The organism is Leifsonia sp. 22587, assembly GCF_052044215.1.
In the GTDB taxonomy this organism is placed as follows: Bacteria; Actinomycetota; Actinomycetes; order Actinomycetales; family Microbacteriaceae; genus Leifsonia; species Leifsonia shinshuensis_C.
Genome location: NZ_JBQENB010000002.1, coordinates 508,951 through 520,124, shown reverse-complemented (window position 1 = coordinate 520,124; position 11,174 = coordinate 508,951). Strand labels below are relative to the sequence as shown.

Here is an 11,174-nt window from a genome sequence, read left to right as displayed (position 1 = left end):
GCCGGCGCTACCCTTCCGGTGGAAGGGACCGCAATGACGTTCCACGACCTGCACCACGGCGACGAACCGCTACTGCTCCCCAACGCGTGGGACATCGGCTCGGCGCTCGGCTTCGCGGCCGCCGGCTTCCCGGCGATCGGCACGACGAGCTTCGGCGTGAACGCGGCGACCGGGCATCCCGACGCCGAGGGGGCGAGCCGGGAGGCGACGGTCGCCCTGGTCCGCCGCCTCGCCGTCCTGCCTGTGTACGTGACGGCGGACATCGAGGACGGGTTCAGCGACGACCCGGCGGAGGTCGCGGATCTGGTGGCCGGGCTCGGCGTCGCCGGGGTGAACTTCGAGGACTCCCGGGGTGGACGGCTGGTCGACCCGGCCATCCCCGCGGCCAAGATCGCGGCCATCAAGGCGGCCGCGCCCGACGTCTTCGTCAACGCCCGCGTCGACTCGTACTGGTTCCACGAGGACGACACCGTCGACGCGGTGGCCGCGCGGGCGGCAGCGTACGCCGACGCCGGCGCCGACGGCGTGTTCGTGCCGGGGGCCGCCGATCCCGCGACGATCTCGCAGCTGGCGGCATCCATCCCGCTGCCGCTCAACGTGCTGGTGGTGCCGGGGATGACCGTGGCGGAGCTGGGACGGCTCGGCGTGCGCCGGGTCAGCACCGGGTCGCTGCCGTACCGGGTCGCCGTCGACGCGGCGGTGGAGGTGGCGGTCGCGGCGCGCGAGGGACGGCCGATGCCGGGCGCGACGTCCTACGCCGATTCGCAGGAGCGGCTGCTCGAGTTCGCCCGTCTGGAGCGGGCCGCGGACTGACGGCGCCGGTTACCCGGCGTTGCATCCCCTGGATACGCGCGCTGCATCCCTGGATACACTGAGAACGTCCGGCGACGTCGATCGCCGGTGCTCGAAAAATGGGCACGAAGCCGCCCGCGGGGCCGCGACGGCGAGACACATACGGAATCGTTCAGCTCCGTTCGTCTCGAAAGGCTTCGCCATGCCCTCCGTCTCCGCCCACGTCGCCGCCACCCTCGCCCGCCACATCGACCACGTGTTCGGTGTGATGGGGAACGGGAACGCTTACTTCCTCGACGCGCTCGAGCGCCAGCGCGGCGGCGAGTACTGCGCCATGCGGCACGAGGCCGGGGCAGTGGTCGCCGCCGACGCGTACTTCCGCGCATCCGGCCGGCTCGCCGCCGCCACGGCCACCTACGGCGCCGGCTTCACCAACACGCTCACCGCGCTCGCGGAGGCGGTGCAGGCGCACATCCCGCTCATCCTCGTCGTCGGGGATGAGCCGACGTCCGGGCCGAGGCCCTGGGACGTCGACCAGATCGCGCTGGCCGCCGCGGTCGGCGCACGCACCTACACGGTGGGGCGTGCGGATGCGGCGGCCACCACGGCCATCGCCGTGGAGCACGCGCTGACATATCGCGTTCCGACCGTGATCGCGATCCCGTACGACGTCGCGACCCGCGACGCCGGGCCGGTGCCGGAGGCGCCCGAGCCGGTGGTCCCCGCCGCGCAGGCGCCGGTCGACCCCTTCTCCCGCGCGGGGATCGAGGCGGCCGCCGACGCGCTCGCCGCCGCCGAGCGTCCGCTGCTCCTCGCGGGCCGGGGTGCCTGGATCTCGGGGGCCGGCCGGGCCCTCGGCGCGCTCGCCGACGCGACCGGCGCGCTCACCGCATCCACCGCCCTCGGCCGCGGCGTGTTCCCGGACGACCGCTTCGATCTCGGCGTGACCGGCGGCTTCGGCGCCGAGGGGGCCATGGAGCTGATCCGCTCGGCCGACGTGGCTGTCGTGTTCGGCGCGTCCCTCAACCAGTTCACGATGCGGTTCGGCGAGCTGTTCGCGCCGGGCACGCGCATCATCCAGGTCGACACCCGTCCGGCGGCGACGCATCCCCACGTCGGCTCGTACCTGCGCGGCGACGCGCGCCTGGTCGCGGAGGCCATGGCCGAGCGCCTGACGGAGACCGGTGCGTCACCGTCCGGCTGGCGCGAATCTGTCGATCCGGCCGCGCACCGGGCGCACCCGCGCGGCGACGGGCTCGCCGCCGACGGCCGGCTCGACCCGCGCACGGCCGCCGCGCGGATCGGTGAGCTGCTGCCCGAGGACCGGGTGGTCGTCTCCGACGGCGGGCACTTCATCGGGTGGGCCAACATGTACTGGCCGGTCGCCTCGCCCGACCGGATGATCATGGTCGGCACGGCGTACCAGTCGATCGGCCTCGGCTGGCCGAGCGTCCCCGGCGCCGCGCTCGCGCATCCCGAGTCGACGATCGTGCTGACCACCGGCGACGGCGGCGGCCTGATGGCGCTCGCCGACCTCGAGTCGGCGGTCCGTGTCGCCCGGGGACGCGGGATGGCCGTGGTCTGGAACGACGCCGCCTACGGCGCCGAGGTGAACCTGTACGGGCTGAAGGGGCTGGCGCAGGGGCCGATGCGCATCCCGGAGGTCGACTTCGCCGCGCTGGGCCGTGCGGTCGGCGCCGAGGGCGTCGTCATCCGAACCCCCGAGGACCTCGACGTTCTCGCCGAGTGGACCGCGCGGCCCGCCGACGAGCGCCCGTTCCTCGTCCTCGACCTCCGCATCTCCGGCGACGTCATCGCCCCCTACCAGCACGAGATCATCCGCGTGAACTCCTGACCCTGCGCCCTCCGCCCTGCGCACCCCGGCCCCTCCGCCCTCCGTCGAGTACACGAAAAGTGCACGCCCGCACGGGGTTTCGCGTGCACTATTCGTGTACTCGACGGAGGGCGGATGGGCGCGGAGCGCGGAGCGCGAGCGCGGGTCAGAGGCCGCGGGCGAGGCGGTAGTAGGCGGCGTTCCAGGCGAGCTCGCGCTGGAAGTCGCGCAGGGTGGTCGTCTCGTCGATGATCAGGAGCTCGGTGCGCGCCATCCGGGCGAAGTCCGCGAACGCGTCCACGCCGACCGCCGTGCTCATCACCGTGTGGTGCGCGGCGCCAGCCTCGAGCCACGCCGTCGCCGACGTGGTGAAGTCGGGGGCCGGCTTCCACACCGCGCGACCGACGGGCAGCTTCGGCAGCGGGGCGGTCGGCTCGACCACCTCGACCACGTTCGCCACCAGGCGGAACCGGTCGCGCATGTCCGACAGCGCGACGACGACCGCGGGGCCCGGGTCCGCGGTGAAGACGAGCCGCACGGGGTCGTCCTTGCCGCCGATACCGAGCGGGTGCACCTCCAGGGTCGGCCGTGCGCTCGTGAGCGACGGAGCGACCTCGAGCATGTGGGCGCCGAGGATGCGCTCGTCCCCCGGCGTGAGGTCGTACGTGTAGTCCTCCATGAGGGATGCGCCGCCCGGCAGGCCCGTGCCCATCACGTTCGCGGCCCGCACCAGCACGGCGGTCTTCCAGTCGCCCTCGGCGCCGAAGCCGTAGCCCTCGGCCATCAGCCGTTGCACGGCCAGACCCGGCAGCTGCTTCAGCGCGCCGAGGTCTTCGAAGCTGGTGGTGAAGGCGCCGAAGCCGCCCTCCTCGAGGAACGACCGCAGGCCCAGCTCGATCGCGGCGCCGTCGCGCAGCGACTGGTGCCGCTCGCCGCCCCGGCGGAGCTCGGGGACGACGTCGTAGAGCTCCTCGTACTCGGCGACCAGCGCATCCACGTCGGAGTCCGACGCGGCGGCGACCGCCTCGGCGAGCTCGTTGACGCCCCACGTGTTCACCTGCACGCCGAACACCAGCTCGGCCTCGGTCTTGTCGCCCTCGGTGACGGCGACGAAGCGCATGTTGTCGCCGAAGCGGGCGAGCTTCAGCGAGTGGGTGGCCGCCCAGCCGGCTGCAGCGCGCATCCACGTGCCGATGCGTGCCGTCACGGACGGGTCGCTGACGTGGCCGACGACGGTCGTACGCGGGACGCTCAGCCGGGTCTGGATGTAGCCGAACTCGCGGTCGCCGTGCGCCGCCTGGTTGAGGTTCATGAAGTCGAAGTCGATCTCGCCCCAGGGCAGCTCGACGTTCGCCTGCGTGTGGAAGTGGAGCAGCGGCTTCTGCAGCGCGTCGAGGCCCGAGATCCACATCTTCGCGGGGCTGAAGGTGTGCATCCACGCGACCAGGCCGATCACGGCGTCGTCCGCGTTGGCCTCCAGCATGACGCGGCGGATGGCGTCGGAGTCGGTGAGCACCGGCTTCCACACCACGCGCACCGGCACGTCGGATGCGGCGCCCAGCTGATCGGCGATCGCCCGGGACTGCTCAGCGACCTGCGCGAGGGTCTCCGGCCCGTAGAGGTGCTGGCTGCCCGTGAGGAACCAGACCTCGTAGTGGTCGAGGGAGGTGGTGAGCTTCGGCATCAGGCGGATCCTTCCGGGGACTGTCCGTAGACGTTCTGGTAGCGGTCGAAGAGGCGGTCGATCGCCTCGGCGGGGATGGGGACGAGGGGGCCGCCCTGCTTGGCGATGTGGACGGTGCGGGCGACGTCCTCCGCCATCACGGCGGCCTTGACGGCGTCGCGCGCGTCGCGGCCGATCGTGAACACGCCGTGGTTCTGCATCAGGACGGCGCGGCTGCGGTGACCGCTCAGGGTCGCGACGATGCCGCGCCCGATCGAGTCGTCGCCGATGATCGCGAACGGGCCGACGGGGATGTCGCCGCCGAACTCGTCCGCCATCGCGGTGATGACGCACGGGATGGGCTCGGCGCGCGCCGCCCACGCGGTCGCGTAGGTGGAGTGGGTGTGCACGACTCCGCCGACCTCCGGCATCTCGCGGTACACGTAGGCGTGCGCCGCGGTGTCGGAGGAGGGGGACCGGTCGCTGCCGTGGGACCCGGGGACGACCTCCCCGTCGAGCGTGCAGAGGATCATGTTCTCGGGCGTCAGGTCGTCGTAGTCGACGCCGCTCGGCTTGATGACGAAGAGGTCCTCGCCGGGTACGCGCTCGGAGACGTTGCCGCCGGTCCAGACGACGAGTCCGTAGCGGACCAGTTCGGAGTGCAGCGCGGCGACCCGCTCGCGGACCGCGCGGACGGTCGGGGTCTCGAGATCGCTGGTCATGCGGTGGCTCCTTCCACGGACAGGGCGTCGACGGCGGCGCGCTCCACGGCGAGCCCGGCCTGGTACCGCTCCAGGAAGCGCGCGAAGCCGGCGACGTCGTCGGGGTGCGGGGTGGTGGTCTCGGCGACGGACCCGCCGAAGACCCGGGTGCGGAGGTACGTGTCGAGGTCGGCCGGGGCGGCATCGTCGGCGGCGCGGTTCGCGGTGCCCGCGGCTGCGCGGTAGGCGGCGAGCACCGCGATACCCCAGGCGCCGCCCTCGGAGGCCGTCTCCGCCACCGAGACCGGAGCGTCGATCGCGCCCGCGAGGAACCGCTGCGCGACGCCCGCCGTGCGGAACATGCCGCCGTGGGCATACATCCGGTCGAGGGTCACCCCCTCGTCGGAGAGGACGCGCATCCCGAGGGCCAGGGTGCCGAAGACGCTGTACAGCTGGGCGCGGACGAAGTTGGCGAGGGTGAGCCGGCTGTCCGGGGTGCGGACGACCAGCGGGCGTCCCTCGGGGAGGTCGGCGATGGGCTCGCCGGCCAGGTGGTTGTAGGCGACGAGGCCGCCCGCGTCCGGGGCGCCGGACAGGGCTTCGCGGAACAGCGTCTCGTACACCGCGTCGGTCGAGAGCGGCGTACCGGCAGCCTCCGCGAACCGGCCGAACATCCCTGCCCACGCCGCGAGCTCGCTCGCACCGTTGTTGCAGTGCACCATCGCGACGAGGTCGCCGGCCGGGGTGGTCACCAGGTCGAGCTCGTGGTGGACGGCGGAGAGCGGACGCTCCAGCACGACCATCGCGAAGATGCTCGTGCCGGCGGAGACGTTCCCGGTGCGCGGCGCGACGGAGGAGGTGGCGACCATGCCGGTGCCCGCGTCGCCCTCCGGCGGGCAGAACGGGATGCCCGGCTGCAGCCGTCCGGTCGGGTCGAGCAGCGCGGCGCCGTCGGCGGTGAGCGCGCCCGCGTCGTCGCCCGCGACGAGCACCTCGGGGAGCAGCGACGGGAGGTCGATGCCATGGGTGGAGTCGAGGTCCGAGTAGCGGCGCAGGAGTTCGGCGTCGTAGGTGCGGGTGGCCGGATCGATCGGGAACATGCCCGACGCGTCGCCGACGCCCAGCACGGTGCGGCCGGTCAGCTTCCAGTGCACGTAACCGGCCAGCGTGGTGAAGAACGCGAGGTCCGGGATGTGCGGCTCGGCGTCGATCACGGCCTGATGCAGGTGGGCGATGGACCAGCGCAACGGGATGTTGACGCCGAAGGCCGCGGTGAGCTCTGCCGCTGCCGGGCCCGTGCTGGTGTTGCGCCAGGTGCGGAAGAGGACGAGCAGCTCGCCGTCGGCGGCGAACGGCAGGTAGCCGTGCATCATCGCCGAGATCCCGATCGCGCCGAACGTCGTCGGCGCGACGCCGTGGCGCGCTTCGGCGTCGGCGATCAGGCCGGCATACGCCTCCTGCAGCCCGGTCCAGACGGCGTCGAGGGAGTAGGTCCAGCGGCGGTCGACGTACTCGTTCTCCCACTCGTGCGTGCCGACGGCGAGGACGACCGACGGGTCGTCCGCATCCACCAGGCAGGCCTTGATGCGCGTCGAGCCGAGCTCGATGCCGAGGGCGGTGCGTCCCGACGCGATGGCGTCGCGGAGGCGGGTTTCCGGCGCGGTCATGCTGCTCCTCACGTCTTTGTGACCGGTCACATCACACGGACGAGCATACGTTGCGCTGCCCGGAGGCTGCAACCTGGGCCTGCAGCCGGGGGCACGCATCCCGTCGCGCCCGCGCCGCGCGAACCGTGAGTTGATGCTCCTATCCGCAGCGAGTTGCCGCATCATGTCTCCACTCGCCGCAGTGGGCGAGCGCAGACCCGACACGCAGGGCGGCGAGGCGGCCCGCCTCAGGCGGACGCGCGGGGCACGAGCACCGGGGCGACCGGCTCGGCGAAGTCCAGCGACTCGCCCTCGATCTGCGCGATCAGCCGGGCGACGGCGCGGCGGCCCAGTTCGGCGAAGTCCTGCCGCACGGTGGTGAGCGGCGGGATGAGGAACGCCGCCTCCGGGATGTCGTCGAATCCGACGACGGCGAGGTCTCCCGGCACCGACCGGCCCGCCGCGTGCGCCGCGAAGAGAGCGCCGAGCGCCATCTGGTCGTTGGACGAGAACACGGCGGTGATTCCCGGATCGGCCAGCAGCTCGGCGCCGATCTCGGCCCCGGACGCGGCCGTCCAGTCGCCCTCGCGGGAGACGACGGGGTCCGCCCCGGCGGCCGCCATCTCCTCCAGGAACCCCTCGCGACGCGCCCGCGCCTCCGACCAGTCGGCCGGGCCGGCGAGGTGCGCGATGCGCACGTGCCCGCGGTCGAGCAGGTGCCGGGTGGCGAGCCGCGCTCCGCGCACCTGGTCGACGAAGACGCCGTGGTCGCCGGCCGTCCCCGCGCCGTGCAGCGTGATGGACGGCACGCGCACCGACACCGCGTCCATCGCATCCTGGATGCGCTGCTGCGGCGCCACCACGACGATGCCTTCCACGGCCTGCGCGCTGAGCTGCTCCAGGGCCGCCTCGACCGCGGCCGTGTCGAGCGAGGCGGCGTGCGCGACGGTCACGAAGTACCCCGCGTCACGGGCCGCCCGCTCGATGGCGTCGATGCTGGATGCCGGGCCGAACAGCGAGGAGGGCGATGCGACCAGGACCCCGATGGTGGTGGAGCGGGCGGTGGTGAGCATCCGGGCGGCGCGGTTCGGACGGAAGTTGAGCTCGACCATCGCCGCGAGCACCCGCTCGCGCGTCTCCGGCCGGATGCTGGGGTGGTCGTTGAGCACCCGGGAGACGGTCTGGCGCGACACCCCGGCGGCCGCGGCCACCTCGCGCACGCCCGGTGCGCGTCCCGTCTCCTCCACATCCACACTGTAGGGGATGCGGCAGCACGGCCCGGGTGCGGGTCCGCGCTGAGGGGATGCGGCAGCGCGGCCCGGGTGCGCGTCGTGCGAGGTCAGGCGGTCGGTCGTCCCTCCAGCGTGGCGCGGTACCGGGCGTAGCTCGGCTTGCCGCGCCAGCGCCAGACGAGGGCCACCGGCCCCGGCATGTTCTTCTTCAGCCACGCATCCCCGCCGTCGGGCTGGGCGTCCAGGATGCCGCCGAGCATGTTCCACGTCTGACCCTTGGGGGTCGAACTGCGGCCGTGCTTGGCGAACCACTCGACCTCGTCCTTCGTGAGCACATGCTCCATCAGGGGCACGACCGTGCCCTCCTCGTCGGGCAGGTGGACGGTCAGCGCCGCCTGGATGCCGTCCAGCGCGGTGAGCACGGGCGCGGCGGTCTCGGCGGACGGGGCGGCGCGCCACGCCGGCACCGCGGCGTCGAGCGCGTTCAGCTGCACGAGCATCGCGGCGTGCTGCTCGCGCATCCGCTCGATGTGCACGGCGCAGGAGGGCGCACGCTCGTCCAGCGCCGGCCACAGCTTGGCGTCCTCGCCCTCGTGGTGCGAGTGGAGGGACGAGGAGATCAGTCCGAGGTGCCCGGCGACGGCGTCGGCGTGGGCGGTGTCGCCGTCCCGGACGCCCCGGACCAGCGACGGCGCTTCGTCGAACGAGTGGCGGAACAGCCGGTGGATGTCGATCATCCCGCTGGCGTCGCACGTCCGCGGTCCGTCGAGCGGGGAGGCTCCGGAGGAGGGGAGAGGGGTCGCTGACATGGCGGAAGGGTACTGCGCGGGGCGGCCCGCGGGGAGCCCGTTCTTTCCCGCGCGGCCGGGGCTCAGCGAACACGGGACGGCCGCTTCATCATCCTGGCCCTTGGCCCCTGTCCGGGGGATGGGCATACTCGGAGGATCGAAACCGCTTCGAGATCCAAAGGGGGATCCATGCGCAAGAGAATCCTGGCCGCCGCTATCGCGTTGGCCGCATTCGCCGGACTGGCCGTCGGCACACCCGCTGTCGCCAGCACCGGTGGGACCGCCGACGGGAACAAGCATCCCGACGTCGGCCTCATCCTGTTCTACGACGCCGACGGGCGTTTCCGGTGCTCGGCGACGCTGGTGTCGCCGACGGTCGTGCTCACCGCCGCGCACTGCACCTCCGGAACGCTCGGCAAGACGCTCGTCACCTTCGACTCAGTGATCGCCGAGCAGCCGCCCGCCCCGTTCCCGGTCGCCGCCGACCCGAGCGCCGGATACACCGCCGCCGAGATCTCCGCCGCCGGCTACCTGTCCGGGACGGCCTACACCCATCCCGACTACTCGGACTTCACCGACACCGCGAACTGGAACGACGTCGGCGTGATCGTGCTCGACCAGCCCGTGGCGTCGTTCGGCGGCGGCTACCCGCAGATCGCGCCGGTCGGCACGCTGGACACCATCCCGAAGAGCGATCTGTCGAAGACGCTGTTCACGGCGGTGGGATACGGCACCGAGGTCCGCAAGCCGGTGTCCGGACCGCAGAAGCCGCAGCCGATGAGCTACCCGCTCATCCGGCGTTACGTGGACATGCCGGGCCAGAAGCTGACTCCGCAGATCCTGCAGACCAACGGCAATCCGAACGACACGAGAGGGACCGGTGGCACCTGCTTCGGTGACTCGGGCGGCCCGGTGTTGCTCGGTGACCAGCTGGTCGCCGTGACCAGCTACGGCTACACGGACAACTGCCGCTACCTGGGTGGTTACCAGCGTGTCGACATCCCGGTGGTCGACGCCTGGCTGGCGACGTTCGGGCTCTGACCCGTTCGCGGGAACAAATCGCGGCCTCCATTGTTATTGAGAATAGGTTTCAATAAGGGAGGTCCGTCATGAAGGTACGCAATTCGTTGAGCTCGCTCAAGACGATGCCCGGCGCCCAGGTGGTACGCCGCCGGGGCCGGACGTTCGTCATCAACAAGAAGAACCCGCGGATGAAGGCCCGCCAGGGCTGATCGGTTCGCGGAGCGAAGGGCGCAGGGTCGTGGACCCTGCGCCCTTCGTCGTCCGGGTGCGGCACCCGTGCGCCGCAACGACGTGCTGTCGACTGCGGGCGGGGCGGCTCGACACGGCGTACACGTCGGCGGATGGCAGACGCCCCGTAGCATCGGCATGCGCGCGGCCCGTCGTGGAGGGCCGCGCGCATCTTCGTTCTCGCGGGCCGGGCCGTCCCGCCCCGCGCGGAGCTATCCGCTCGCTCGGCTCAGAGGGGCTGCACCGCGCGGATCGTCCAGGACGCCGTGGCCGACTCCCCGGGCTCCAGCACGATCAGGTCGGTGCCGGAGTTGTAGGCGTCGGGCGGGCAGGTCATGGGCTCGACGGCGAGGCCGAGACGGTCGAGCTCCGGCACCGGCTGATCGGCGGTGTGGATCTGCACCCACGGGCAGTCGTCGCCCCAGGTGAGCTCGACGCCCGTGCCCTCCGGCGCGGTCAGCCGGACGGTCGCGAGCCCGTCTGCGGAGCGGCCCAGCCCGGTGAAGGCGTGGTCGATGAAGGTGTCGCCGATCGTCCGCGCGGTCCGGAAGTCCCACGCGCCGCCCTCCGCGGTCGCGACGTCTTCCAGCCCGGTCGGGATCAGGCGGTCCTCGGTCACGGTGAGCACCTCATCCGCCGGGAGGGTCAGCGTCCACGCGTCGACGCGGCCCTCGCCGGCGACCAGGTACGGGTGCGGTCCGGTGCCCCACGGCGCGCGTGAGGGGCCGGTGTTGGTGCCTGTCACGGTGGTGTGCAGCCCCTCCTCGTCCAGCTCGAAGGCGACGCTGACGTCGACGCGGTGCGGGTACCCGGCCTGCGCCTGGATGGTCGCGGCGAACACCACCGAGCTGGCCGACCGGTCCACGGCGTCGAAGTCGAGCCAGGCGGCGAGGCCGTGCAGCGCGTGACCGCGGTTCGGCTCCGTGAGCGGGAGCTGCTGCTCCACGCCGTCGAAGGTGTAGCGGCCGTCCACGACGCGGTTCGGCCACGGCGCCAGGGTCGCGCCTCGGAAGGCGGGGCGCACCTCGTCCGCGTCGAACGGGACCACCAGGGGGCGGCCGTCGAACTCCAGCGTGCGCAGCGACGCCCCGACCGACGCGATCGTCGCGTGGTAGTCGCCCGCCGTGAGGCCGAAGTGGGTTCCGGAGATGGGTGTGCTCATCCGCCCATTCTCTCCAACCCGCCCACCCACCGTCGAGTGCCCCGGCCCATCCACCCCTCCGCCCTCCGTCGAGTACACGAAAAGTGCACGGTTTCGGGGGTGAAA

General features: G+C 72.6%; 10 protein-coding genes. 4 read left to right on the top strand and 6 right to left on the bottom strand.

Annotation, left to right across the window (positions count from 1 at the left end; all coding sequences use genetic code 11):
- Window positions 1-33 precede the first annotated feature (33 nt).
- Both ACTJI1_RS10410 and ACTJI1_RS10405 read left to right on the top strand, forming a co-directional pair.
- Entirely contained in the window at window positions 34-813 is a 780-nt protein-coding gene (locus tag ACTJI1_RS10410; protein ID WP_440742560.1) for an isocitrate lyase/PEP mutase family protein, read from the top strand.
- A gap of 181 nt (window positions 814-994) precedes the next feature.
- Window positions 995-2,647 carry a thiamine pyrophosphate-binding protein gene (locus ACTJI1_RS10405; protein WP_440742559.1) on the top strand — a complete coding sequence of 551 codons (1,653 nt, stop codon included), beginning with the start codon at window positions 995-997 and terminating at the stop codon, window positions 2,645-2,647.
- A gap of 145 nt (window positions 2,648-2,792) precedes the next feature.
- Here ACTJI1_RS10405 and araA read toward each other — a convergent pair whose 3' ends face one another.
- From araA to ACTJI1_RS10380, 5 genes are all read right to left on the bottom strand, one after another.
- Window positions 2,793-4,310 (bottom strand): L-arabinose isomerase, encoded by a 1,518-nt coding sequence (gene araA / locus ACTJI1_RS10400; RefSeq protein ID WP_440742558.1) that lies wholly within the window; start codon window positions 4,308-4,310, stop codon window positions 2,793-2,795.
- Complete coding sequence (locus ACTJI1_RS10395; RefSeq protein ID WP_310134118.1) at window positions 4,310-5,011, bottom strand: L-ribulose-5-phosphate 4-epimerase; 702 nt, start codon at window positions 5,009-5,011, stop codon at window positions 4,310-4,312. Before ACTJI1_RS10395 ends, araA begins: the two co-directional genes overlap by 1 nt.
- Window positions 5,008-6,657 carry a xylulokinase gene (locus tag ACTJI1_RS10390; protein ID WP_440742557.1) on the bottom strand — a complete coding sequence of 550 codons (1,650 nt, stop codon included), beginning with the start codon at window positions 6,655-6,657 and terminating at the stop codon, window positions 5,008-5,010. Before ACTJI1_RS10390 ends, ACTJI1_RS10395 begins: the two co-directional genes overlap by 4 nt.
- 227 nt (window positions 6,658-6,884) lie before the next feature.
- Window positions 6,885-7,883 (bottom strand): LacI family DNA-binding transcriptional regulator, encoded by a 999-nt coding sequence (locus ACTJI1_RS10385; protein ID WP_440742556.1) that lies wholly within the window; start codon window positions 7,881-7,883, stop codon window positions 6,885-6,887.
- A gap of 92 nt (window positions 7,884-7,975) precedes the next feature.
- Window positions 7,976-8,677, bottom strand: coding sequence for a hemerythrin domain-containing protein (locus tag ACTJI1_RS10380; RefSeq protein ID WP_440742555.1), 702 nt, complete (start codon window positions 8,675-8,677; stop codon window positions 7,976-7,978).
- Window positions 8,678-8,845: 168 nt separating this feature from the next.
- Here ACTJI1_RS10380 and ACTJI1_RS10375 point away from each other — a divergent pair, with 168 nt between their 5' ends.
- Both ACTJI1_RS10375 and ykgO read left to right on the top strand, forming a co-directional pair.
- Complete coding sequence (locus ACTJI1_RS10375) at window positions 8,846-9,697, top strand: trypsin-like serine protease (RefSeq protein ID WP_440742554.1); 852 nt, start codon at window positions 8,846-8,848, stop codon at window positions 9,695-9,697.
- A 68-nt stretch (window positions 9,698-9,765) separates the two neighbouring features.
- On the top strand, window positions 9,766-9,888 hold the full coding sequence (gene ykgO / locus ACTJI1_RS10370; RefSeq protein ID WP_310134129.1) for a type B 50S ribosomal protein L36: 123 nt from the start codon (window positions 9,766-9,768) through the stop codon (window positions 9,886-9,888).
- A 248-nt stretch (window positions 9,889-10,136) separates the two neighbouring features.
- Here the strand turns inward: ykgO and ACTJI1_RS10365 are convergent, their stop codons facing one another.
- Window positions 10,137-11,069 carry an aldose 1-epimerase family protein gene (locus ACTJI1_RS10365; protein ID WP_440742553.1) on the bottom strand — a complete coding sequence of 311 codons (933 nt, stop codon included), beginning with the start codon at window positions 11,067-11,069 and terminating at the stop codon, window positions 10,137-10,139.
- Between the last annotated feature and the right edge of the window lie 105 nt (window positions 11,070-11,174).